The organism is Vibrio sp. 1069, from assembly GCF_033340555.1.
Genome location: NZ_JAWOWP010000010.1, coordinates 124,907 through 150,893, shown reverse-complemented (window position 1 = coordinate 150,893; position 25,987 = coordinate 124,907). Strand labels below are relative to the sequence as shown.

Genomic DNA, 25,987 nt, shown 5'->3' with positions numbered 1-25,987 from the left:
TAGCAGAATAGTTAACGTTAAGTCAACCTTCTACGCAAGATATTGCTTATTAAGCAGCAGGTTGTTGTTGGTTAAGTAGCTCGTTGAAGCCTACTTCTTTCTCAGAAACCTGTGCTTTAGCGATGATCGCGTCGATTGCTTGCTCTTCTAGAGCTACGTTGCGCATGTTGTTCATCATTTCTTCGTTTTGCTCGTAGTAAGCAATAACTTCTGATGGATCTTCGTATGCAGTAGCCATTTCTTCAATTAGAGCTTTAACTTTCTCGTCGTCCGCTTTTAGCTCTTCAGATTTGATTACTTCACCTAGTAGAAGACCAACAACTACGCGACGTTTAGCTTGTTCTTCGAACAGTTCACGTGGAAGCTGAGCAGCAGCTTCTGGGTTACCACCGAAGCGTTGTGCAGCTTGTTGACGTAGAACTTGGATTTCTTGCTCGATAAGCGCTGATGGTACGTTGATGTCGTTTTGCTCAACTAGACCGTCAATCGCTTGCTCTTTGATGCGGTTCTTAACAGCTTGCTTAAGTTCGCGTTCCATGTTCTTACGAACTTCAGCTTTAAGTGCTTCAACACCACCTTCAACAACACCGAACTTAGCAACGAACTCGTCGTTTAGTTCTGGTAGTTCACGAGCTTCAACTTTGTTCACTTTGATTGCGAACTTAGCTGCTTTACCTTTTAGGTTTTCAGCGTGGTAATCTTCTGGGAAAGTCACGTCGATGTCGAATTCCATACCAGCAGTTTTACCTGCGATACCGTCTTCGAAACCAGGGATCATGCGACCAGCACCCATTTCTAGAGGGAAGTTCTCAGCTTTACCACCTTCGAACTCTTCACCGTCGATAGAGCCAACGAAGTCAATGCTTACGCGTTTGCCATCTTCTGCTGCTTCTTCAACTTCAACCCAAGTTGCTTGTTGCTTACGTAGAGTATCGATCATCTCTTCTACGTCTGCATCTTTAACTTCTGTTAGTGGTTTTTCAACAGTGATGCTCTCTAGGCCTTTAAGCTCAACTTCTGGGTAAACTTCAAAAGTTGCAGTGAAAACTAGGTCTGAACCTTCTTTGTTCTCTACAGGAGCGAAAGTTGGAGCGCCAGCTGGGTTGATTTTCTCTTTAACGATAGCTTCGATGAAGTGGCGTTGCATTACTTCACCAAGAACGTCTTGACGTACTGCTTTGCCGTACATCTTAGCAACCATTTTTAGAGGCACTTTACCCTTACGGAAACCATCGAAACGACGGTTTTTAGCGATGTTGCGTAGTTCAGCTGTTACAGCGTCTTCGATGTTTGCAGCTGGAACAGTAATGTTTAGACGGCGCTCTAGGCCCTCTAGCGTTTCAACAGTAACTTGCATTATATATAAACCTCTAAAGTGGCTCGGTTTTCCGAGCGTATGAGCGAAACTCAGAGGAGCTTACGCTTCATCCTTGTGTAGTGTTCTGTCCGAACACCTAATTTAAAATCGAGTATCGATACTGGTTGTCAGTACCGGACTAATCAGTGATATCTTCGATAAAATAACCAAAGGTATCTCCTATTAGCCTCAGGACAGAATTTTTAGACGCGACATTCTAGCGATCTGTCGCAACCCTGTCGAGCCAATAGCCACTATGTGGACATTGTCTGCGCTAAATTCTCGAATGCTGACCCATTTTTTCTTCAAAAATGCGATTCAGACACCGTCTAAGCATCGCCAGCATATCTAGAATGGGGACAATAGCGACTTTTTCAAGAGAATCGACCGGTTTTTTTATCGAAAAGCCTAAAAAGAGATCTTGCTCTTGTTTTACTCCACAGAGTTGAAAACTAAATCCCTAATCCTTCCTACAAACTATTAACATTTTCTTACGTGACCAAAGGAAGTTGTAAGGAGTGTAAGGATGTCGCAAAAAAAACGGATTCTGCTGACATTTTTTGCTTTCTATTTCCTGTGCGCAATTATCGGTGGCCATTGGGTTTGGCAGACCAGTTATCAATCTCTACTTGATAAACACCAATCACAGCTTGAGCAATTTTCTGGCCATATAAAAAATAAACTCGATAAGTACGCCCATATCCCAAATCTTCTCGCTAAAGATGATCCACTTTATCAAGCGCTTCTGCACCCCAACAACAGTGCGCAACTGGAAATCACTAATCGGTATTTAGAATCCGTTAATGGCGTGATTGAAGCAGCGGATACGTACTTAATCGATCAATGGGGTACAACGATCGCGGCCAGCAACTGGCGTAAACAGCGCTCCTTTATCGGGCGAAATTTTGCATTTCGCCCTTATTTCAAACAAGCCATTGTAGGCAAAAGAAGCCAATACTACGCACTGGGCTCAACATCTGGTAAACGTGGCTACTACTATTCTTATCCCATCATATACGCTGGCGGTGTACTTGGTGTCGTCGTGGTGAAGATGGACCTAAGTAAGATAGAGGACAACTGGCAGCAACCAAACAGTGTTTTTGTCGCCAGCGACCCATACGGAATTGTTTTCATGAGTAGCCGAAGTGAATGGCTACTCAAAAGCTTACAACCACTGACAAAAAAAGAGAAAAAGCAAGTTTGGGCAAGCCAACAATATCTTGATGCGCCAATTGAAACGCTTGGATTAGTGGGTAGTTTGGACGAGGTGCATTCTGAGCTTAAACAGGGTTACCCATACAATAAAGGAACCTTGGTGGTCTCTTCGCTGCCCCTTCCCGAACTCAAACTGACAATTCGTGTGCTGTCTCCTAAACAGTCGATCGTTTGGTTCACCATGGGTTACATCTTTGTACTCACTCTAGCATTCATGGTTTTGTTTTTAATTGGTCAGCTTATCTATCACCGTCAACAGCGTCACTTGCAACTTGAACGAATTCAACAAGAAGCAAATCAAAAGTTGGAATATCAAGTAATGGCACGGACTGCCGAGTTGCAAGCGGAGATCGCACAGCGTATCGATACCGAACAAACTTTACGCGTTACTCAAGACGAATTGGTGCAAGCAGCGAAACTCGCGGTGTTAGGACAAATGTCGGCCAGTATCAGCCATGAACTGAATAATCCACTTGCGGCAATTCGTAGCTTTGCGGAGAACGGCAAGCTGTTTCTAAAAAAAGAAAAATATGAGCGAGTGGAAGATAATCTCACTCGCATTTCTGCTCTCACTGACCGTATGGCAAATATCAGTCAGCAACTTCGCTCTTTCGCCAAAAAAACCAGTGGTGACGAGTTGGCTCAATCTCGATTGTTCCCTGTGATAGCCTCTGTAAAAGAACTGATGAAGCCCGCATTTAAATCAGGGCGCGTCACGTTAGAAACAAATTTGCCAGAGCATGATGTTGAAGTGCAGATCAATATTATTCAACTGGAGCAAGTGTTGGTCAATTTACTGACTAATGCGATAGAAGCACTCAAAGAACAACAAGACAAACAGGTAGAATTATCTGTAGAACACGATGAGCACACTGATTTAGTTTGGATTCATGTTGATGATAATGGCCCAGGACTTGGCTCTTTCTCACTTTCTGATTTATGTGAGCCGTTTCTAACCACTAAACTGAACGGTTTAGGTTTGGGTCTCTCTATCTCGCAACAAATCTTAGCCAGTATGAATGGAAAATTATGTGCCCATAATCGAGAACAAGGCGGCGCTCGATTCTCATTGTGTTTACCTATCACTTCTTACAACACTGAACCATCAAAAGGATAAGATCATGTGTCAGGTGTTTTTTATTGATGATGAGGCCGATCTCAGACTCGCTATAGAGCAGACCTTTGAACTTGCGGATATCGACGCCAAGTTTTTTGTGGATGCAGAATCGGCTTTAATAGCGATGCAGCAAGGAGAAGAAGCTGGCGTCGTGGTCACTGATATCTGTTTACCGGGCATTTCTGGTATGGATATGCTAACAACTTTGACTCAACGCGATGCAAACTTACCCGTCATCATGATCACTGGACACGGTGATATTTCCATGGCAGTGCAAGCCCTTCATCAAGGCGCTTACGACTTTATTGAGAAACCTTTTGCGCCAGAGCATTTGGTTGAAACGGTTAAGCGGGCGATTGAGAAGCGCAAACTAACCAATGAAAATGAAAAACTGCGCCTGTCACTTAAAGCCAGTAAAACCCTTGGTCCACGAGTTATTGGTGAAACCTCTAGCATCCAAATATTACGAGAGACCATCACCCAAATCGCCGATACCGACGCCGATATTTTATTGTTTGGTGAAACCGGTACAGGGAAAGAGTTAATCGCTCGTTCTTTACATGAGCAAAGCTCTCGCCGGAACCAAAACTTTGTCGCCGTAAATTGTGGAGCGGTTCCAGAGAACTTAATTGAGAGTGAACTCTACGGCCATGAAAAAGGCGCATTCACTGGCGCCGAAAGCCGTCGTATCGGTAAATTTGAGTTTGCACAAGGCGGCACACTTTTCTTGGATGAGATCGAGTCGATGCCTATCCAAGCCCAAATTCGTTTATTGAGGGTATTACAAGAGCGCGTGATTGAGCGTGTCGGTTCAAATGAATTATTGCCTTTAGATATTCGAGTGATTGCCGCAACAAAGGTCGATTTAAAACACGCAGCTGAAGAAGGTACTTTCCGTCAGGATCTCTATTATCGGCTCAATGTCGTGACCTTGGATCTCCCGCCACTACGCGAACGAAAAGAAGACATTCCAGCCCTCTTTCACCACTTTCTGTTGGTAGCAGCTTCACGTTATGGCAAAAGCTCACCTAGCTTGTCACCCCAAGATCTAGCGCAACTGATGAGCCATGACTGGCCTGGCAATGTTCGAGAACTCAGAAATGCTGCAGAGCGTTTTGTGCTATTGGGTAAGTTAATTCAGTTGGGAGAATCAAACCCAGTCGCTAAGTCTTCCTCAAGCCTTGCAGAGCAAGTGGCGGAGTTTGAGAGAGCAGCCATTGAAGGCGCTTTATTAGAAAACAACGGTAGTATTAAACAGACAATGTGCCAATTGAATGTGCCAAGAAAAACCCTTTACGACAAGATGCAGCGCTACCAAATAAATAAAGACCTTTACAAATAAAACACGTTCAAATAGCTGGCATTATATTCAACTTGAATCATAATTTTTAACAACGGGTTTATCATGGTTGTTATAGATATGAACGAAAAAGTGAGAATACCGATTGTTACAGATACCGTGCTCGTAGACGGTTGCTATCAAGAAGAGAGAAGATTCGGTGAAGAGCGTCGTAAAAATAAAAAGAGGTGGCGACACTATGAACGTCGAATTAATTCAGACCCGCGCAAAACTTGTTACAAGTCAATAGACGAAGAGGTGTGAATTCTCACACCTCTTTCTACTTTCTGGCTTCCATTACTTGGTAATGATCTCCGGCCCCATCAAGGTAGTAGGCAACCAAGTCGAAACCCATGGTACATATGTGACGATAATTAGGAACAAGAACATCACTCCAACCCAGGGTAATGCTGCCTTCACTACGTTCATCATCGACATTTTGGCAACACCAGCGGTCACAAATAAGTTAAGACCCACGGGCGGCGTTATCATTCCTATCTCCATATTCACCACCATCATTATGCCCAAATGAATTGGGTCTATACCTAATGCAATCGCAATTGGGAACACGAGCGGCGCAACAATGATCAACAAGCCTGATGGCTCCATGAACTGACCACCAATCAGCAACAAGACGTTCACCACAATCAAAAAAGTGATTGGTCCGAGACCAGCCGAGAGCATCGACTCGGTGATCATTTGCGGGATGCGTTCTTCCGTTAAAACATGCTTCAAAATTAAGGCATTAGCAATGATGAACAGCAGCATGATGGTGAGTTTGCCCGCTTCATACAGGGTGTGTTTCGTGTCTTTATGAACAAAGGTTTGGAAGATTTTAACGAGCGCAGGTTTAGTGTTTTTCTTGTCTGCAAATGGCCCCATGTCTTTGTATACAAAGTTAGCAATAAAGAATGAGTACACAGCAGCAACCGCAGCGGCTTCTGTCGGCGTAAAGATACCGCCATAGATACCACCAAGAATGATGACGACCAACAACAAGCCCCAGCTTGCATCCTTGGCGGCATCAAAAGTTTCTTTCCAACCGACAAAAGGTTGCTTTGGAAGGTTCTTGATTCTCGCGGCAATGTAAATCGCGATCATCAACATGACACCCGCCAGCAAACCGGGAATCACACCACCAAGGAACATACGTCCAACTGACACATCCGTTGCGGCTGCATACACCACCATCACAATCGAAGGTGGGATCAAAATCCCTAGCGTACCTGCGTTACAAATTACCCCAGAGGCAAACTCTTTTGAGTAACCGTTTTTGATCATACCTGCGATAACAATACTACCTATGGCAACAACCGTTGCAGGTGAGGAACCTGACAACGCGGCAAACATCATACACGCTACAACCGAAGCCATCGCCAAACCGCCGCGGAACCAGCCTACAATGGCAATGGCGAAACGAATTATCCGCTTTGCTACGCCACCCGTCGACATAAAGCTTGAAGCCAATATAAAGAATGGAATAGCCAATAGCGTGTAGTGGCCCGCGAATGCATTAAACAGCGTTTGAGCAACTGACGCTAAAGAGGCATCCGAATGCATTAAAAGGAAAAGAACACTGGAAAGACCCAGCGAAATAGCAATTGGCACGCCAACCAGCATAAAGCCAATTACCATCAAAAATAGAAATAAGATATCCATGGCTTATTGCTCCTTGTTTTTAGCGTCTTGCGAGGCCTTTGGAGCCATTACGTCTTCAGCGTCACTCATCTCAGCTTTAAGAGATTCGAGCTCTTCCTCCGCTTCATGTCCTGCAATCAAGCGATCGAGCTTACCAGTAGCGATTTGCCACGTGACTTGAACAAATCTAAACGTTAGTAGCGCCATTCCAAGTGGCAAAGCGAAGTAAGGAATAAAACGTGGCAGCTTTTCATAACGCTCTCCCTCATTTAACCAGTCGGCCATGAACTGGAGTATTTCAGGCATCGGAATATCGTCCGTTTCATACCACGCTCGGTCAGTAGCGAACGGATACCAGTAGTTCCAAGCGCCAATTAACAGCAAAATAGAGAAGGCTAAGCAACACATTGCTGCAAAAAGCGCCAGGGCTTTTCGTTTACCTTCCGGAACGATGTTAATAATGACATCGACACCAATATGAAAGTGTTTTTTCACACCATAAGATGCGCCAACCAACACCATCCATGCGAACATGAAAACGGTGAGCTCAAGCGCCCAAAGAATATTGTCGTTAAAGACATAACGAAAGATGACATTGGCAAAGGTCAGCAAGGTCATGGCACCCAAGAAGAAAGCAATCAAAGTCTCTTCAATGGCATCGGTGATTCGTCCAGCCTTGGCAAAAAAAGTCTGTTCCATAATTACATCACGTCGTCTGTAGAGGGAAAGAGCCCCCTTAGTTTGAGAGGGCTAAATGTGCTAGGTGTTATTATTTTTGGTTAGACGCCAAAGCGGCTTCGATTAGGTCAGAACCAATGTCTTTTTCGAACTTCTTCCATACTGGTTGAAGTGCAGTGACCCATTCTTGGCGCTGTTCTGGCGTTAGAGTACGAACCACACCACCGGCTTCGATGATATTGTTCTTATTCGCAAGGTTTACTTTGGTTGACTCAGCATTACGCTGCGCAGTTACCTCTTGAATAATGGTATTTAACTGCTCGCGCTGATCATCTGGTAGGTTTTTCCAGAAGTCGTTTGACGTCACAACTAAGTAATCCAGAATTCCGTGGTTCGTTTCCGTAATGCCATCTTGAACTTCGAAGAATTTTTTGCCGTAAATGTTTGACCAAGTATTTTCTTGACCATCAATAACCTTAGTTTGCAAGCCACCGTAAACTTCTTTGAACGACATTTTTTGTGGGTTAGCACCTAGCTGCTCAAACTGAGCAACGAGTACATCAGAGGCTTGAACACGGAACTTAAGTCCTTCAGCATCAGTTGGAGAAATGAGCGGCTTGTTGGCTGACATTTGCTTCATGCCGTTATGCCAAAACGCAATGCCTTGTAGGCCACGACGTTTCATTGAATTTTTCAGCTTTTCACCCGCTTCCGAGTTTTGGAAACGGTCAACCGCGTCGACATCATCGAACAAGAAAGGAAGATCGAATAGGCGGTACTTCTTGGTGAATTTCTCAAACTTAGAAAGAGAAGGAGCAGCGAGTTGAACATCACCATTCAGTAGCGCTTCCAACACTTTGTCATCATCATAAAGTGTTGAGTTAGGAAACACCTGCATACAGACTTTACCGTTCATCTCTTCGTTGACGCGCTTTTCAAGTAACGAAGCCGCGATGCCTTTAGGGTGTTTGTCCGCGTTCGTTACATGGCTAAACTTGATGACCGTTTCACCCGGGTCACAATTTGCGGCAGCATTAAAACTGGTAACAGCAAGTGCAGAGACAGATAGTAGAGTTAGAGGCTTAAACATTATTATTCTCCTTGTTGAATCACATCCCATCCCGTCCATGAGTAACTAGGTGTTAGGCGATGGGTACGGATGTTCAACAAAGAGCAATTAATGGACCATGTTAAAATTTATATGTATTTCAATAAATTAACATGGCCCATTAACATGAATCCGAAGTGTAACGAGTGAATTCCACCCAAGAAAAAGATACAAATGGGTGGAAAATGACCCATTTATGAAGAACAGCTTATCTCCATTTTCTTCCCCCATTCCGGCGGCAATTTCGCGTAATCATCAAACTCGGGTTGCTCATCAAATGGGCGTTTTAACAGTTCGGCCAATCGGTGTAATTCGCTAAGGTCCCCTTCTTCCGCTTTATCAATCGCCAACTGAGCCAAGTAGTTACGCAAGATGTATTTGGGATTGGCTTGACGCATCTGTTTGCAACGCTGTTCGGTTGAAATCAGGCCCCCTAGTTCATCAACCTCTAGCTCACACCGAGCTAAGTACAGATCAAGCCAAGCTCGCGCAGCTTCTCGGTCGAGAAATAAATCGATTACGGCTTGGGAAGGCGCATTATCAAGATTTGAAAGTGTTCTGAAGAAGCGAGTGTAGTCCGTTTTGTTCTGGTGAAGAAGCTCAAACATAGCTTCAAACAAACGCCCATCTTCCGCTATCTTGGTTTTTAAGCCCAACTTCTCACGCATGAGGCGGCTGAACTGCTGGCTTAAATGAACTTCAAATTGACTCAACGACGATTCTAAACCTTCTCGTTCAACGAGTGGCGATAGCGCATGCGCCAGTGCTGACAGGTTCCAAAGCGCAATTCTAGGCTGTTGATCAAATGCGTAACGACCCTGGTAGTCTGAATGATTACAAATGTATCCCGGCTCATAATCATCAAGAAAGCCAAACGGACCATAATCAAAAGTTTGCCCAAGAATTGACATGTTATCGGTATTCATCACACCATGCGCAAAACCAAAAGCTTGCCAATATGCGATCATCTCGGCTGTTTTAGTCACGATGGCGTCAAACATCGCGGCATATGGTTTCTCCACCGATGCACAATCAGCAAAGTGCCACTCAATCACCTTATCCGCCAACAGCTTCTGCTCTGCTAACTGGTTGGTGTAAAAGAAATGCTCAAAGTGACCGAATCGAACGTGGGTTTCAGCCATTCGAAGTAACAAAGCGCCCGATTCCGTTTTTTCTCGATAAACAGGTGTATCACTGACCATCATACCGAGAGCACGTGTCGTGGGAACCCCAAGGCCTGCCATGGCTTCACTGCACAGGTACTCACGGATAGTCGAGCGTAATACCGCTCGCCCATCTCCCATTCGCGAGTAAGGCGTTAGCCCTGCACCTTTGAGGTGAAGATCAAACCAAGTACCATCCTGATGCTCAATTTCTGCCAACAGTAATCCACGTCCATCGCCCAAATCTGGGTTGTAAACGCCAAACTGATGGCCTGCATATTTCATCGCAAGAGGACGAAATTGTTCGAATTCACTTAGCCCGGAAAAAACCGCCAATAACTCATCGTTTTGCTCTTCTGGTAAACCAAACTGCTGTGCAAACTCACCATTCCAAGCGACCCAGCGAGTGTTGTCCAAGGGTTGTGGCTCGACCAACGTATAGAACGCTGACGGTAATTGACTAAAGCGATGGGTGAAATTGACCCGTTGCCAAATGGACATGTAGGGTTCCTTAATAAAAAGAAGTACTGTTGTGAGTATACGTGTGAATGTCCCTGTCATTCAGCCATGAAATGGGCATGGGTATTTTGCGTGAATAACGCGAAGGCGGCAGGAAGGTATCAACCTGCCGCAGACCGTCTCCTAAACGGAGGTAGCATGTAAAAACGATCAAAGGGTTAAGCGGAAAATTCTTCACCCGTTTTTGGTGGCTGTGATGGCGTATCAAAACGAGCGCGTTCGATATCCACTACCGTTTTATAGCTCAACGATAACAATGCCAGCTGGTACGCGCCAAAAATACCATAGGCCACACCGACGAGGCTCAACATAAAGAGATTCGTAAAGTGGCTAAAGATCAGCTGACTGAGCAAGCCCGCACCCAATGGAATTAGTCCCATCAAAATGAATACTTGTTTGTTGTATGCTCTGCTCTGGTTCCACGAACGACGCAAACTGCGCGGTTGATGATCCATTGCAGTCGCTGGCAACACAAATGACCATCGCGCCATTACCCAATAGCCAGGAACGCTTGCAATCGTTGTGATAATAGCCATAGCAACAAAGTCGGCTTCACCACTTTCTGCAATGTAGATAAACGACAACACAAAGATCGGGATACCAATAACGAGCATCATCATCAGTCCAAACAGTATCCACCAGCCTATGAAACGGAATTCTCGCGCTGACAAACGAAATACATCCAACGCCGAGTGCATGTAATCACCGACTAAATAAATTCGATGCACACGCACAGCCGCCATAGCGGCAACAAGTGGGTACAAAATAATTGTGACGAAATAAAATCCTGAGACATTGCCTTCTTGAACGTTCGCTTGATCTTGCCCCGTCATTTCAGGATACATAAAAGCAAAAATTGAGTGCACGATAATCAACGGAATACAAGCAATAACAATTGCGAGTAGATTCCTTCTGACCATCACTGCCGCTTCTCGGCATATTTCCGAAACAGAAAAGCCCTCGGTAGACATATAACATCCTTAGTTCATAAAAATCGGCCCCTAGGGTAACCGCAGAGTAGAAAAATCGCTTTAAAAATAATGAGAAACACATCTCATAAGATAATGAGAACGAAACCAAAATAAATCAGATAAAAAATAAGCCACCCAATGTGAGTGGCTTATACCGCAATTCAATACCGTTTTAGACGCGACGTCGCCAGCCTAATGTTGCAAGTAACATCAAAGCCCAATAAGAAACACTGCCACTACCTTCTGAGTTCTTGAATGTCGTTGTCTTCAAAGAAGCAACAACCGTCACGATAACTTCACCCGTAGCAGTGGCACCATGACCGTCTGAAACCGTATATTGCAGCTTGATGCCGTCAGTAGGGCTATCCGGTGCTTGAAAACGGATTTTGCCATTCTCTACACTCGCACTTCCCACACCCGTTACGTTCTGTACACTTTCTACAACCAGTTTATCGCCGTTCACATCCGAATCATTGCTCGCTGCATCAATCAGAATACTTTCACCAACGGCAACGGTCGCCGTATCTGCAAGCGTAAGTGGCGCTGCGTTTTTCATGGTTAAATCGACGGTAGCACTGGACGCTTCATTACTAGGATCAGTCACGGTTAAACGGAATGTCAGAACCTCACCCGCTTTTGCACCTTGAGGCACCGTAAAGCTTGTGCTAACACTGGTTGCATTGCCAAGAGAAACTGAAGTGCCAGCCAACTGCTCCCATTTATAACTCAACACATCACCATCAGCATCCGTACTATTTAACGCAGACAACGTGACTCGCTGCCCAACCGTCATGTCTTTATTATCAACATCAATCACGGCCACTGGCGCTTCGTTGCTGCCAAGCACTTCCACCTGCACATTCACGATTGAAGATGAGTACGCACCATCAACCGACAACAAACGATATTGGAAAGTGTCCAGACCAACGAAGTTAGTTTCAGGTTGGTACTGGTTGCCAGAGATGGTGCCGTGCTCAGGCTTCTGCACAATGTCCACATTGAACTGATACCCTACCGCCATGAAATCATTGTCCATCAGGTTCAGTTTGATTGGCGTATTTTTATTGGTTTGTAACGAATCAGATCTCGCTTCAACCAAGTTGCTCGCATCCACATTTAATAATGCTGCAAACGGAATATAAGAGAACCCGGCTTTTTCTAGACCAAACGTGCCAATCTCACTGTAATCACCAGTCCACATTACAGGTAGGGAGGCTTTTTCAGTTTTTAGCAAGCGGCCGAAGTCAAAGTTTGCATCAAATTGACCGCCTTCCAATTCAACGACCAATAAATGCTGACCCGCACTCAATTGGCTTGATTGAGGGAATAAAATTCGAGATGACTTTTGGAAGTTACCTTGCTGTAAAAGCTCAGCGTTGTTTTGATTCAATATTAATCGATAGCCAATGTTTCCAGAAAATGGGAATCGCCAAACTCGATAAGTCATGTCACTTTGAGCGCTATCTCTTTGCGCGTAAAGTTGAAGGCCATCAAGCTCTGTATCACTATTCAAGTCCAGTGACACCGCCAGAGTGTTACTCCCACTCGCGTACACATAACCTTGGTGAAGAGAGTTCAGCCATGCTGATTTATTTGGTTCGTTTGTATGTTCAAGAGAAAAACTACCACCGTTGGTGTTGCTGGCAATGTTGGAAATACGAACCCCAGTATCAAACCCTGTGATCGTTCTCAGACCCGGGGTCGATGTATCTGAAATGACATTGCCACCATTAGGGTATAAATCGTCAGCGTCACTCCTACCATCATTTTCTAACTCATTCAGACCATCAGCCTGCATGATTTGAACCTGCATCGCGCCAACATCATTAAAGCGGTTCTGGACATTGACCGACGTCGCCAGGATACCTTCAGCCGCCAATGCTCGGTCGTAACCGCTAAAGGTGCGATTTTCCAAGTAAACACGTGGGCCAAACTCTTTCAAGTACGGGTCGAGATACACCAGCTTGACATCGTCGTTGTTCACAGAAATAGGCGCTGGACTTTCATGAGTTACCGTTGGTACAACAAAACCAGCAGCGTGTTTGCTCCATGCACTCATGTTCACCGGAGTGTCACCAGCGTATGAATCTCCCGGTTTCTGCGCCCATGAACCGCCACCCATCACGCCCCAAGAGCCGATCGAGGCATCACTGTTCCTTGCGTACAAATCCGGTAAGCCAAGCATTAAGTGGCCAAGCTCGTGTACGATCACGCCCAAGGTCGCTTGATGATCAACTTGATAGTCAGCGAACACACAATAGTCTGTGATCTTTTTACCATCTAGTGTGACATCATCGTGAGAGAATTTGTGCGGCCAAATAGCAGGACGGTTGAGAACCCCTGTTGAACGATCGCCCCCCGCAAAAATAAACATGACAGAGAGTTCTGACGGTTCTACGGTACCATTTTGATTGCTGTCGTAGGCCGAAAGATTAAAGTATGGATCCAGTTTTTGATAAGCCTCGGTGAAAACCGCATTCAACTTGGCGGTGCATGTCTTATCAGTCGAACTAGAGTGACAGTTAGGGTGGCTTTGTGCCACAGTCACATCTATCACACCGTCATTGGCGGTGCCGTAACTCTCAAGTGCAGGAACAACTTTGAATTTACCTTGAGAGTTTTTATCAAAGTAATCCACAACGCTTTGACCATTGGTATTAAATACGCGTTGCTCAAAATCATGCACCATTGCTTGGTCATCAAACGAAACTTGCACAACCAATAGGGGCTGCTGCTTCACCGTTGAACTGCTCATCGCCTGGTAACCTTGCGCCGAACGCAGTAGGTTTTTTCGTGCCATCGGTTCAATGGTTTTTAGAGAAGATAATTGCGGTTTAACTTGTAAATCCGGGCGAAACCTCGCCGACTCAGGTGGCTCACTCGACTGCGTTTTCACCACACCTGTCGAGATCAATATTGGCGTGTCTGACTCGCGCTGAATCCGCGCGAAAAACCAAACGCCGTCTTCCTGAAGTAAGGCATTGCCCTGCTTATCTTCAAACCAGTGGAAATCTGCCGTTCCACGTAGAATTGCCTCACTGGAACTACCATCGCTCAACGCAATAGTATGCCAAACCGGTGATGGCGGAGTAGTTGCCATGCTCTTCCCTGCAAGAAGCGCAGTTAGCATAGCCATGGCGAGTGTGTTGAATTTCAAAGTACGACTCCATCTTTTCGATTCGTTAATTAATACCAAGCACAACAAACACAAAGTAACCCTATGGGCATAGAGTAAGACTGAGTGACTATTGACGAAGGCTGGTATCAATTCGCTCAGATAACACGACGTAGTTTGGTGTCACACTACAAAAGCGTCGGATTCCAAAACGCTGTTATGAGCGTAGCTTCTGAGAATATAAATTGAGTGAATGAATAGTATCGAAACGAAAGGAAGAAGAAATGAACTTCTACGAATTTGTAGGTAAAACTGGGCAACATTCCACATATTCTATAAATGTACGAGCACTGCTATTAATCAATGCTCGTAATGGTCGCGCGGCCATTGTTGAACGCTATATTAACCTGTAAGAACGGCGTCTTCTGGGTATTTGACCAAGGTAGGTTCAGGACGTGCCAACATGTAGGCAAGCGTGAGCGGCCCAATACGACCAATGATCATCACCACGATCATAATGTATTTACCAGGTTCAGAAAGTTCCGCAGTCAAACCGGCGGTGAGCCCCACTGTGGCAAATGCGGAAATGGTTTCAAACATAACCTTATCAAAGCTGGCCTTCTCGGTAAGCATCAATAAAAACATTGCGCTTGTCAGGATGGCTCCGCTCACAACGATAATTGCCAATGACTTAGTCACAGTTTGCCAATTTATGGTTCGCTTAAACATAACCACATGTTTCTTTTGGCGTAAAAAGGTCCACGTAGCCATAAACGCAACAGCAAATGTGGAAACTTTAATACCGCCCCCCGTTGAGGTGGAACCCGCTCCAATTAACATTAGAACAATCATGACCAGTAAGGCCGGCTGGGTAAACAACGCCAAGTCAACACTATTAAACCCTGCCGTTCGAGCACTCGCAGATTGAAAGAATGCCGCCAACCATTGCCCTGTTGCAGGTAAAGACGCCATTGTGTTTGGGTTGCTTCGCTCAAGTAACCAAAACATCATCGTTCCGACTAAGAGCAATATCGGTGTCGCAATCAGCATGATTTTGGTGTGAAGATGCAAAAAGTGGAAACCTTTGCGCCAGTTTAGCCAGATGTCACCCACAACAGTAAAACCAAGCCCGCCAAAAATGAATAGCCCCGCCAGTGTAAAGATAACCAACGGATCATTCACAAAGCTCATCATACTGTCAGAAAACAGCGCGAACCCAGCGTTGTTAAATGCAGAAATTGCATGAAACAAGGCGTAAAACATACCAGTCTTCCAGCCCATTTCAGGGACCCAGCGGATAGAGAGAAAAATAAACCCGATCGTTTCTGCAACAAGCGCGAAAACAACAATCCGCTTTACTAGTCGGTTTAGATTGACTTGCCGATCTTGCCCTAATGCTTCTTTCGCCAGCGCTTGTTGACGCAAACTCAAACGCACGCCGAACATATAGAGTAAGACCGCCGACAAAGTCATCTGCCCCAACCCACCGATTTGCATTAAAAACATCAGCAAGATTTTACCCGCAAGCGTAAAGTGTTGCCCAGTATCGACAACACCAAGCCCTGTCACACTAATAGCGGACGTTGCGGTAAACAAAGCATCCGTTATCGACAGGCCCGTAACAGAAAAAACTGGCAAGGTTAGCAATACCGCAGAAGGCAGTAAAACACCGAGAAAACTGAGCAATATAATTCGCGGTTCGTTGCCTTTCGCTTTCTCTTGTTTACCATCTGGTGCGTAAAAAACACCTTTCTGATGAAAATACGTCATAGCGATTTTAATTTATTTGCGAGCGCATCTTGAGGGCCGACCACAATAATTAGGTCACCAATTTCTAGTGCGGTATTAAGGTCAGGTGCCTTGGTAATTTCTGGGCCCCGTTTAAACCCTAGCACTTGCACGCCATCGACTTTGCACAGAGCCAAATCACTTAGTGTCTTACCCATCCAACGAGAGCCAATCACAAACTCCGTCATAGCTAAGCCACTGCCTAATGGGTGGAACTCAAGAACCCGTTTATCGAGCATTTTACGCGCGACACGTATCCCCATGTCACGCTCAGGCATGATAATGTGGTCTGCGCCAATTTTTTGCAGAACACGAGCTTGGAAGCGGTCGTTGGCTTTAACCCATACTGACTTTACTCCCGCCTCTTTAGCAATCAATGTCGCAAGAATACTGGCATTGACATCCGCTCCGATGGCAATCATCACCATGTCGTAATCATCAAGTTTGAGCTCAGCAACCGTCTCTTCGTGAGTACAGTTAGCCACAACCGCCTGACTAACAAAACTGGCGGCTTCTTTAACTCTGTCTTCGTTGATGTCAACGGCTAAAACTTGAGCGCCTGAATCTTGTAACTCTTTACACACTGCCAAACCAAATCGGCCAAGACCAATAACGGCGAATTGCTTATCACCTGTTTTCATTTGTGCCCCATCTTATGCATTCATTAGCAAGCAAAAAAGTTTGCGCCCATTCCTTACCTTGTGCAAACCTGCGGACAGATAATTGACAAAAGCTTAACGCACCTTGATTCACTTTACGTGTTAAGCGTATGACACTGATTAACTTTTTTCCTCATTACCGAATAGAAACCGTCGCGATAGCTACATAATTGGATGCCTAAAAACGCAAAAAGCCGCAAGAATGCGGCTTTTAGATCATGGGATAAACTGGCTATTTTGATTCGCGCTTATCGTGCGGTTTACGTTTATTCTTAGGCACGTAATTTAAAATTGAAACTGGTACTGGCTTTCTTGGCGCAAAACCTTCAATTTCCACTCGCTCTAGCAAGTGCCCTAAACGACTTTCAATCATGCAGAGGTTCTTAAAGTCGTCTTTTGAAACCAGTGATATCGCCTCACCTTTCGCGCCAGCACGACCTGTACGACCAATACGATGTACATACTCATCCGCTGGGTAAGGTAAATCGTAGTTGATGACAACTGGCAGATTATCAATATCAATACCGCGCGCAGCAACGCCGGTTGCGACTAAGTACTGGATTTCACCCGCTTTAAACTTTTCTATTAATTCCTGGCGAACACGCTGATTACGGCCACTGTGGAATGCTTCTGCCACAATGCCACGTTTCTCAAGTTGGCTTACCAGTTTGGCTGCGCCGTGTTTAGTTTCAATAAATACCAGTACTTGCGACCAGTCATTTTCTTTAAGCAAGTGACTTAACAGCGACGACTTCATGTCTTTATCGACGGTCGTGATCCACTGTTTAATATTTGATTTTGAGGCACTGTGCTTTGCAATCGTGATCTCTTCAGGATCAATAATCGCATTTTTCGCCAAGTCACGAACAGGGTTAGATAACGTCGCTGAGAACAGCAAACTTTGCACATGTTCTGGCATACAGTCGACGATTTTGTCGATCGCATCGATGAATCCCATATCCAACATTTTGTCGGCTTCATCAAGCACTAGCATTTCCACTTCATCAAAGTGAATCGCGCGTTGACCGTACAGATCAATCAAGCGCCCAGGCGTGCTTACCACAATATCGACACCCTCGATCAAGGCTTGTTTTTGTGGTGCATAATCCACACCACCAAACATCGCCATTGAGCGTAATGGTAAGTTTTTACCATAAGCTTCAATACTTTGATGAACCTGAAGCGCAAGTTCGCGTGTTGGCGTTAGGATAATCGCACGAGCGCGTTTTTTACGTTGCGTTTCGCCTCGACTAAGCTTTTCTAAGATTGGCAGAACAAAACTGGCCGTTTTACCTGTGCCCGTTTGCGCTGCTGCAATTAAATTGCGGCCACGCAATACGATTGGAATGGCTTTTTGTTGGATAGATGTGGTTTTTTCATAACCTAGCGCTTTTACTGCATCAGCAATCGATGCGCTTAAACCAAGCTTAGAAAATGGCATAGAAAGGTCTCAACAGAGGAAATGGGCGCGTAGTGTATCAGAATCCCCGTGAAGTAACAGAAGGATTCATGCGCGAAAAACTAGGAACATGACACAATCTTAGCCCATGAAATTGGGCTGCAAACCTTTTTCTAATTTTTTCCTCACTTTGTAGGAAACATCATTAAGCGTGATTTTCCCCGTTTTGTGGCGGTCGATACCTGCATTCTGTCGATAGGCAATTGAGCCTTGTCTGAACAAAACGAAAGACGGCGGTTTACCAATCGCAGCAGGGTAGAGAATGGCCATGTAAGCATCTTCTAAGCTATTAATTTTATTTCGATAGGGCCAATAGTACGCTTTCACATAGTCAAGTTGTTCAAGCGCGCTCATTCTCGCAAGAGTCTTTGTGTTCACTCCTAATGACTCTGCGGTAGAGGGCATAAATTGAATTAACCCTGTAGCCCCGCTTCCGGAACCATTTTTGATGCTTGGACTGAAAGTTTCAGCAGTTTCAAATGCCATGCACGCCATAAGATGATTATGATTGATCTTTAGCTCTTTACTAATACGGATGACTTTAGATTTGAACTCTGGAGAAACTTTACCTCCCCACGCTACCGCGTTCTCGGGATCTGCAATCGAAGAGACCGTTGATGCGTCATGTTCTTCGACAATTTTAGAAAGTAGAGGAAGCGTTTGGCGTAGTCGATGGCTCGAACTCACCAAGCGAATTGATTTGGTAAGAAACTTGTCTTTTTTTTGGTGTAGTTTTTGGAACTTTACTAACTTATACAGTTGCTTATAAACCGTTTTCACAACGAAGCCAGATGTAGGGAACACTCCCAGAATGTAATCCATTTCCTACAAATTTAATATAAATATCAGCAACAGGAATTCTAGATGTGATCAATGTCACCATAAAAATTCTCAAATTCGATACACACCGATGTAAGTGGTCAATGTGTCTCCAACACGCTAGAAGTAAAAGTAAAGAGGCATTAAAAAGGTCTTACCAATTTTTTTGGTAAGACCTAGGTTTACTGATTCTCGGATAAGCGAATGTATATTCTTACAGTTCAGCTTCCCGAACCAGTTCTGCAAGCGTCGACAAACGCTGCTCACTTTGTTTTACGTAAGGATTATTCGTATCCCAAGCATATCCAGCCAAAATCGCACTAATCATCTGTTTAATACGTGGGTTCGGGTTTTGATAGAAAATCACATCTTGCAACGTGCCGTTGTACCAGCCTTCCACATAAGTGCGGAATGTGTTCACTCCCACCATTAAGCGTTGCGAGTACTCTTCTTGCCAACCAACCTTTTCACCATTCAGCTGACGAACCACGCAGTCCGCTGCAAACTCTGCCGATTTCATGGCGATAGTGACACCCGATGAAAATACAGGATCAAGAAACTCACCTGCATTACCAAGCAACGCGTAGTGCTCTGTCGCTAAACGTTTGACGTTAGCAGAATAGCCACCCAACTCGCCTGCTGGATTCGGGTAATTCGCATTTCGCAACAAAGAAGCCAAACCCGGCTCTTCATTGGCTAACTGCTGCAACGCTGCAATCTTATCTTCTGGGTATTGTTCGAAAAATTCTGGCTCACCCACCACACCAAACGAACAAGTACCATTAGAGAATGGGATTAGCCAGTACCATACGTCGTGATTTTCAGGATGAACTGAAATTAAAATTTTGTTGCGGTCGTATTCCGGCTCTTGGGGAGAGATATGATCTTCGATATGGGTAAAGATCGCTTTTCTAGGCGGAAGACAAGAAGGTTCTTCTAGCTCCAACAAGCGTGGCAAAACACGCCCAAAGCCACTTGCATCCAACACAAAATCTGCTTCGATTTGATAAGCCTTCTTATTTGAGTCGAGCACTTCTAATCGAGACTTTTTCCCTTCAAACACTAGATTGAGCAGTTCATGCTGATAGCGAATCTCTACGCCTTGCTCTTCAGCGCTATCTGCCAATACTTTATCAAAGCTGGCACGTTGAACCTGAAACGTCGTGCCCGGTCCTGGCGTGTATTTGTTTGTAAAGTCGAACTGGGTGTATACGCCATTACGACGAAATGCAGCACCATCTTTATACTGGAAGCCAAACTGCTTTACTGCATTGGTCATTCCTGCTTGTTCAACAACTTCCATACATGCAGGGAGTAGGCTTTCTCCTATGGAAAAACGTGGAAAAGTCGCTTTTTCTAAGACAACAACATCTATGCCACGCGATTTTAATAAGGCAGAAACGGTTGAACCTGATGGCCCCGCTCCTACGACAACAACTTGCTTGAGCTCTGTTTTCATTCTGAATTTAGTTTGCTTGTAGTTTTAATAAGGTATGACCAAGGCCAATATTGTCGGTTCTTTCAACGACAGATAAACCTGCCGCTTCGACAATTTCTAAGAAATCATCACTGCGATAAAAGCGACTATTACCGTTAGCTAAACAGGTAAAATAAAGAGAAGTGGCATTAAGGCTATAGGAAGCTCCCGCGTATTTTTGAGCATCCCAAAACAGCTCCAATACGTAAATAGTATCTCCCTTCGTTAACTGGGCTTTAACTTTTTTAAGGATATTGAGGATCTCAATTGGGGAAAAGCAATCCAAGAACTGGCTCATCCACCATACGTCAGCATGCTCAGGCAATGTTTGTGCTTTATCAAGCATGTTTGCAGGGTATGGACGTACACGCTCGACGAACTGGTTTTCTGAAACATTCTTCATCGCTACTTCTAATTGTTGCGGTAAATCAACAATCGTCACTTGAACGTCAGGGTCATGTTTACAACACTGAATCGCCCATTTTCCCGTATTTCCGCCAATATCCACAAGATGCTTTGGCTTGCTTGCAAATACCTCTTTAAGCAGAAGTGGGAACGAGCGATCCGAATAGAAATGATCGAACTTAAACCAGCTCTGTTTGGCTTGTTCTGGTAACGTCGATAGACCTTGATAGATGGTCTCCCAATTGCCCAACTCTTTCAAACCAGACGGTTTACCTTCTTGAATTGCTTCCGTCAAATGCATCATCGCGGCGTAACAAACATCTGCCGTAAAATCCATGTTTGCATTCGTCATACCATCATGAAGAAGGTAAAAACCAAGGTTTGCAAGCGAATAGTTAGGTCGTTCCCATAAAACAATATGCGCACTAATCGCCATATCCAACAGTACTTTAACACCATATTCTGATACTCCCGTTTTCTCGGCAATATCTGTGGCACTCATGCCTTGTGCGCCAGCGCTGTCTAAAGCGGCTAAAATACCTAAATCTCGAAGCGTTTTGGCGGTCTGGAACACGATTGGTGCAAAAGATAACTTCTGAGCTTCTGTCTTCGCTTCAAAAGCATTAAAAGGGTCATTATTTTGATTTAACACGGAAAAACCTAACTGCAATTAATAGTTTTATTGTTGAGATTGATTGCCCAACAATGCAATAGCTCGCTGAATATCAACATTCAAGTTGTTTACCCAACGATTGTAATTGCGGTGGATTTTGCCATCACTTGCTTTGAGATTTACTGAGTTGAGATAAATAATTGAGTAATATTTATTATTGTATGGGATTTTTACTTCTGCAGAGTGTTTACGAACGTGGATTTTTGCAATAAGAACACCAGGGCTTACTTCTTCGATCGTCCAGCCTCGGTTAGTTGCTGATTGCACTATGGCCATTTTTACTTGTTTATTTTGAAGATCATAAGCAACTGGAGTATCCTCCACATTCATTACAGGTTGTACTCGTCCACAACCAACAAGAAGCAAAGTTAATAATAACGAGACATACAGCTTAAAACGCGACATGATAATTTCCTTTTTATTGTGAATTTGGGTCAACCCCAATTTGTATCGAGCTGTAAAATAAACAATTTAACCCAATATGCCAAACTCGAAGATCAACATTTCGTTCAATATTGATGCGTGGACAGCGAATTCATTCGGTTTATCCGAATCCAATGAATGGAAACAATGGGCAACAGAGATAAAATGGCCAGAAGATGGCAAAATCAATGTTGCAAATATTCCTGCGATGATGCGCAGAAGAATGAGCCCACTCAGTAAACTGGCGGTACAAACTGCAATCGAAATGCTTAATCAACATCAAGTTGATTACCTTGTATTTTCAAGCCGTCATGGTGAACTGCATCGCAGCGTCGCACTAGTTGAAGATATAATTAATGGAGAAGAGGCGTCTCCGATGGCTTTTTCTCAATCGGTGCACAATACCGCCGCAGGGCTTGCCACTATCGCAACTAAACAACCCATTCCCCTAACTTCTATCGCTGCGGCAGAAAACACATTCCAAAGCGCAATATTAGAAGCATGGCTGTTTTTGTCCGACAATCCTGACAAAAAAGTACTGCTTGTTGATTTTGATGAGCCTATGCCTGACTCTTATTTAGAATATGAAAACCAACAATACCAAGGGTTTGGACTTGGCTTAATACTTTCTCATGGAGACAATTTCGCGATACAAAGCTCCATAAACGCAGAACGTTCCGGTCATCCTCTTCCTCAAGGTTTAGTATTTTTGCAACAATACTTGTTAGATAAAAGCCAGTGGACTATTTTCGCTCCGCATCAAGCTTGGGAATGGCACAAAAAATGACTCGCTTAAATCAGTATTGGCGTGTGCTAGCAACAGGCTTTTGTTTTTCAGTATTTGGGTTAGGTGGTTTAGTACTGAGTTTCATTGTTATTCCGACCATTCGTATTTTTGTTTCAGACCAAACGGAACGCGAATATAAAGTTCAGGGTGCGATTCGATATTCATTCAACACATTTTGTAAATTGATGAAGCTAAGTGGCGCAATCGATTATCAAATTATTGGTGCCGATATTCTTCAACAAGATCGTAATTGTTTAATTGTTGCCAACCACCCTAGTTTAATCGATTACGTTCTCATTGCTTCACAATTAAATCGCTGCGACTGTTTAGTAAAATCGGCAATATGGTCGAATCCTTTTATGAAGCACATCGTAAAAGCAGCCGGATATATTCCCAATGAAGCACCGGATGATTTATTAGCACTTTGTGATGAACGATTTAACAAAGGCAACGTGTTGCTTATATTTCCTGAAGGAACAAGAACAACACCAGGTGTAGAGCCGAAATTACAACGCGGTGCAGCACAAATTGCGGTAAGAACAGAACGAGATTTAAGAGTTGTCCATATTACGGTAACGCCAAGTTTCCTCACAAAAGAGAAAAAATGGTATCAAGTACCGGCAACAAAGCCCTTTTTCAGGGTTGAAGTTAAGGATAAAGTTGAGATTACCCCCTTTATAAAGCAAACTACGTCGCCGACAATAGCGGCGCGACGCTTACAACAGCACCTAGCTGAAAACATTTTTCCAGAAAACTTTTATTAATAAGCAGGTCCCAGTGGAACAGTTACACAACGACATTAAGCAACTTATTATTGATGCTTTAAACCTTGAAGATTTAACCGTAGATGATATTGAAACGGATGCACCACTTTTTGGTGATGGACTTGGCTTAGATTCTATCGACGCGCTTGAGCTTGGACTCGCAATAAAAAAACAATACAACATCGTTATTGATGCCGACGACTCAAATACGCGCGAACACTTTGCGTCTGTAGCAAATCTAGCGAAATACGTTTCTTCTCAAACTAATGAATAAGTTGTAGGTATATTCATGACTGATGTAAATAAAGATCAAGTATTTGAACAAGTTAAAGATGCGCTTGTTGAGCTGTTCGAAATTGATGCAGCCGACATTCAATCAGATGCGCACTTATACCAAGATCTCGATCTTGATAGCATTGACGCCGTTGATTTGGTCGTACACCTACAGAATGTCACTGGCAAAAAAATCAAGCCGGCAGAGTTTAGTACAGTAAGAACCGTCGACGATGTGGTTAACGCTGTTACTGAGTTATTGAAGGAAAGTTAATGCGCCAATTGCTGACTGGTCTGTCTGCAATTGTACTGTTTGCCTACCCCTTCGCCGTCTATTTCGGTATAGATAAATTTGGCTTGAACTTAGTTGGGGGCTTGTTAATTGCTGCGTTACTTTTGCGTGTTTTCGTCGCAAATAAGACCCCACTAAAAGAGTTTAAGTTCTTGGCGCTCGTTACGGGCGCTGTTGGCATTGTCCTAATTACGCTTGGCATGGTGTTTAAACAACATGGGTGGCTTCAGTTTTACCCTGTCGTTGTCAATGTATGTATGCTGTGTGTATTTGGACTGAGCTTAAAACAGCCGCAATCGATCATAGAGAGGCTTGCTCGCTTGCAAGAACCCGACCTTCCGGCTAGTGGCGTGACTTACACTCGCAAAGTGACGATGGTTTGGTGCGCCTTTTTTACGCTCAACGCTGCTGTTGCACTCTATACCTGTTTCCTACCAGTAAAAATATGGACGCTTTATAACGGCCTCATCAGCTACTTACTTGCTGGTGGCTTGTTCGCTGGAGAATGGATCGTGCGTCAATTTGTTCGAAAGGAACACTAATCGTATGAATACAACGTATTCGAGCTTTACCTCCCTAGCGACCTTGTTCATCGCAGAGAGGTCTGAGCAATCCCCAGTCTCTTACGAGCGCGACACGGTTATCACGTGGGGTGATTTCCAGCAGCACGTCGCAACACTTGCTCAGCAGTTAGAAACCCAACCAACGCAAAACATTGCGTTGTGTTTTGGCAACAGCTACCTGTTTGCCGTTGGCTTTTTTGCTTGTAGTTATGCAGGAAAATCCATTGTATTACCTGGTAATTACCAACCAGAAGCACTCAAAGAGCTCAGTGAGCACTACGATTTGTTGCTGCATGATGCCGATGTCTCGGTTCCAGAACTGGTGAGCTCGCTTTTGATCGAAGCTCAATCATTGCTAGAAACCACCGTGATTAACGAGTCAGAGGCCAAACAACCTTATTTTTGGCGTGAATTAAACCTGGCGGAAATACCGGTAACGCTATTCACTTCGGGTTCAAGCGGCACACCAAAAGCCATTGCAAAAACGCTGAAACAGCTCGACATCGAAGTTTCTATTCTAGATAACCTATGGGGCGACACGGTTGCCAGCACACGCGTTGAAAGCACCGTTTCTCATCAACACATTTACGGCTTGCTGTTCCGCGTATTGTGGCCTTTGTGCTCTGCACGTCCATTTTCAGCACACAACCTTGAGTTCCCAGAGCAAATTGTCCATCACGCTGATGCTGACACCACGCTAGTAAGCAGCCCTGCGTTACTAAAACGACTCAGTGAAGAGCACAATCCGGTTGCGATTCGGTGTGTATTTTCTTCTGGTGGCCCTTTGCCAAACCAAGCGGCGCAGCACAGCCAGCAGTTGTTTGGGTCACTTCCTATTGAAGTTTTTGGCAGCACAGAAACCGGCGGCATCGCTTACCGTCAGCAGCACGTAGCCAGCACTCCTTGGACGTTATTCCCTGGTGTTGAAGCCGAGCGTAACCATGAGAATTGTTTAAAGCTCCGCTCGCCACACATTGATGAAAACACTTGGTACCAAACTGCGGATGAATGCTATTTCCATGATAGTATTTCTTTTGAATTGCGTGGACGCACTGACCGAATCGTCAAAGTCGAAGAAAAGCGTATTTCCCTTGTCGAAGTGGAAAAACGTTTAGAGCAATTGCCGTGGGTTCAAGAAAGCGTGGTGATCCCAATGGAAGAATCTGGTCGCCTCACGTTAGTCTCGATCATCGTACTTAACGATAAAGGCAGCGATGTGCTTAATGAACTTGGTAAAGGCAAATTTTGGCTTGAGCTTCGCAAGGCACTGCGCAATTGGCTAGAACCGATCGCTATCCCGAGAAAATTCCGAGTGGTCGACGAAATTCCATTGAACAGCCAAGGCAAACGCCAAGTTGCTGAAATTGAAAAACTATTCCAATAAA

General features: G+C 44.4%; 23 protein-coding genes. 9 read left to right on the top strand and 14 right to left on the bottom strand.

Translation table 11 applies throughout. From position 1 onward, the window contains the following. Positions 1–49 precede the first annotated feature (49 nt). Entirely contained in the window at positions 50–1,357 is a 1,308-nt protein-coding gene (tig, locus tag R7040_RS15935) for a trigger factor (protein ID WP_005382251.1), read from the bottom strand. 526 nt (positions 1,358–1,883) lie between these two features. On the opposite strand from tig, the gene R7040_RS15930 reads away from it, so the two are divergent. From R7040_RS15930 to R7040_RS15920, 3 genes are all read left to right on the top strand, one after another. Then, positions 1,884–3,689: a sensor histidine kinase gene (locus tag R7040_RS15930; protein ID WP_017819921.1), complete on the top strand. Its 1,806-nt coding sequence runs from the start codon at positions 1,884–1,886 to the stop codon at positions 3,687–3,689. Between the two features lie 4 nt (positions 3,690–3,693). Next, positions 3,694–5,031 carry a sigma-54-dependent transcriptional regulator gene (locus R7040_RS15925; RefSeq protein WP_017819922.1) on the top strand — a complete coding sequence of 446 codons (1,338 nt, stop codon included), beginning with the start codon at positions 3,694–3,696 and terminating at the stop codon, positions 5,029–5,031. Positions 5,032–5,109: 78 nt separating this feature from the next. After that, the gene (locus R7040_RS15920) at positions 5,110–5,292 is read left to right on the top strand and encodes a hypothetical protein (RefSeq protein WP_021034161.1); all 183 of its coding nucleotides are present in this window, start codon (positions 5,110–5,112) and stop codon (positions 5,290–5,292) included. Between the two features lie 33 nt (positions 5,293–5,325). Here R7040_RS15920 and R7040_RS15915 read toward each other — a convergent pair whose 3' ends face one another. The 13 genes from R7040_RS15915 to R7040_RS15855 form a co-directional block, all read right to left on the bottom strand. After that, a complete protein-coding gene (locus tag R7040_RS15915) occupies positions 5,326–6,687 on the bottom strand; it encodes a TRAP transporter large permease (protein WP_005382255.1) in 1,362 nt (453 codons plus the stop codon). A gap of 3 nt (positions 6,688–6,690) precedes the next feature. Then, positions 6,691–7,365: a TRAP transporter small permease gene (locus R7040_RS15910; RefSeq protein ID WP_005384308.1), complete on the bottom strand. Its 675-nt coding sequence runs from the start codon at positions 7,363–7,365 to the stop codon at positions 6,691–6,693. A 70-nt stretch (positions 7,366–7,435) separates the two neighbouring features. Continuing rightward, positions 7,436–8,434 (bottom strand): TRAP transporter substrate-binding protein, encoded by a 999-nt coding sequence (locus R7040_RS15905; protein WP_017634784.1) that lies wholly within the window; start codon positions 8,432–8,434, stop codon positions 7,436–7,438. A 212-nt stretch (positions 8,435–8,646) separates the two neighbouring features. Further along, positions 8,647–10,116 (bottom strand): protein adenylyltransferase SelO, encoded by a 1,470-nt coding sequence (locus tag R7040_RS15900; protein ID WP_318081534.1) that lies wholly within the window; start codon positions 10,114–10,116, stop codon positions 8,647–8,649. Between the two features lie 176 nt (positions 10,117–10,292). Further along, the gene (locus tag R7040_RS15895) at positions 10,293–11,105 is read right to left on the bottom strand and encodes a hypothetical protein (RefSeq protein WP_005382260.1); all 813 of its coding nucleotides are present in this window, start codon (positions 11,103–11,105) and stop codon (positions 10,293–10,295) included. Positions 11,106–11,277: 172 nt separating this feature from the next. Beyond that, complete coding sequence (locus R7040_RS15890) at positions 11,278–14,262, bottom strand: M6 family metalloprotease domain-containing protein (RefSeq protein ID WP_198039101.1); 2,985 nt, start codon at positions 14,260–14,262, stop codon at positions 11,278–11,280. Between the two features lie 360 nt (positions 14,263–14,622). Further along, positions 14,623–15,990: a TrkH family potassium uptake protein gene (locus R7040_RS15885; protein ID WP_064353721.1), complete on the bottom strand. Its 1,368-nt coding sequence runs from the start codon at positions 15,988–15,990 to the stop codon at positions 14,623–14,625. Then, a complete protein-coding gene (locus tag R7040_RS15880) occupies positions 15,987–16,649 on the bottom strand; it encodes a potassium channel family protein (protein ID WP_064353720.1) in 663 nt (220 codons plus the stop codon). The genes R7040_RS15885 and R7040_RS15880 overlap by 4 nt, the downstream gene beginning before the upstream one ends. A gap of 250 nt (positions 16,650–16,899) precedes the next feature. Continuing rightward, a complete protein-coding gene (locus R7040_RS15875) occupies positions 16,900–18,108 on the bottom strand; it encodes a DEAD/DEAH box helicase (RefSeq protein WP_318081533.1) in 1,209 nt (402 codons plus the stop codon). A gap of 99 nt (positions 18,109–18,207) precedes the next feature. Beyond that, positions 18,208–18,948, bottom strand: coding sequence for a transglycosylase SLT domain-containing protein (locus tag R7040_RS15870; RefSeq protein WP_132936508.1), 741 nt, complete (start codon positions 18,946–18,948; stop codon positions 18,208–18,210). A gap of 211 nt (positions 18,949–19,159) precedes the next feature. After that, positions 19,160–20,404: an NAD(P)/FAD-dependent oxidoreductase gene (locus tag R7040_RS15865; protein ID WP_025766964.1), complete on the bottom strand. Its 1,245-nt coding sequence runs from the start codon at positions 20,402–20,404 to the stop codon at positions 19,160–19,162. Positions 20,405–20,411: 7 nt separating this feature from the next. Beyond that, on the bottom strand, positions 20,412–21,479 hold the full coding sequence (locus R7040_RS15860) for a class I SAM-dependent methyltransferase (protein WP_053307501.1): 1,068 nt from the start codon (positions 21,477–21,479) through the stop codon (positions 20,412–20,414). Between the two features lie 27 nt (positions 21,480–21,506). After that, positions 21,507–21,905 carry a hypothetical protein gene (locus R7040_RS15855; RefSeq protein ID WP_005382272.1) on the bottom strand — a complete coding sequence of 133 codons (399 nt, stop codon included), beginning with the start codon at positions 21,903–21,905 and terminating at the stop codon, positions 21,507–21,509. 76 nt (positions 21,906–21,981) lie between these two features. On the opposite strand from R7040_RS15855, the gene R7040_RS15850 reads away from it, so the two are divergent. The 6 genes from R7040_RS15850 to R7040_RS15825 are packed head-to-tail and all read left to right on the top strand — an operon-like array spanning position 21,982 to position 25,986. Next, the gene (locus tag R7040_RS15850) at positions 21,982–22,710 is read left to right on the top strand and encodes a beta-ketoacyl synthase chain length factor (protein ID WP_054865733.1); all 729 of its coding nucleotides are present in this window, start codon (positions 21,982–21,984) and stop codon (positions 22,708–22,710) included. Further along, complete coding sequence (locus R7040_RS15845; protein ID WP_005388305.1) at positions 22,707–23,474, top strand: lysophospholipid acyltransferase family protein; 768 nt, start codon at positions 22,707–22,709, stop codon at positions 23,472–23,474. The genes R7040_RS15850 and R7040_RS15845 overlap by 4 nt, the downstream gene beginning before the upstream one ends. Before the next feature lie 13 nt (positions 23,475–23,487). Continuing rightward, on the top strand, positions 23,488–23,748 hold the full coding sequence (locus tag R7040_RS15840) for a phosphopantetheine-binding protein (RefSeq protein ID WP_005382278.1): 261 nt from the start codon (positions 23,488–23,490) through the stop codon (positions 23,746–23,748). A 15-nt stretch (positions 23,749–23,763) separates the two neighbouring features. Continuing rightward, positions 23,764–24,021, top strand: a complete 258-nt coding sequence (locus R7040_RS15835) for an acyl carrier protein (RefSeq protein ID WP_025766966.1) — start codon at positions 23,764–23,766, stop codon at positions 24,019–24,021. Next, positions 24,021–24,581, top strand: coding sequence for a hypothetical protein (locus tag R7040_RS15830; protein ID WP_132936505.1), 561 nt, complete (start codon positions 24,021–24,023; stop codon positions 24,579–24,581). The genes R7040_RS15835 and R7040_RS15830 overlap by 1 nt, the downstream gene beginning before the upstream one ends. A gap of 4 nt (positions 24,582–24,585) precedes the next feature. Further along, the gene (locus tag R7040_RS15825) at positions 24,586–25,986 is read left to right on the top strand and encodes an AMP-binding protein (RefSeq protein WP_213967342.1); all 1,401 of its coding nucleotides are present in this window, start codon (positions 24,586–24,588) and stop codon (positions 25,984–25,986) included. Position 25,987 lies beyond the last annotated feature (1 nt).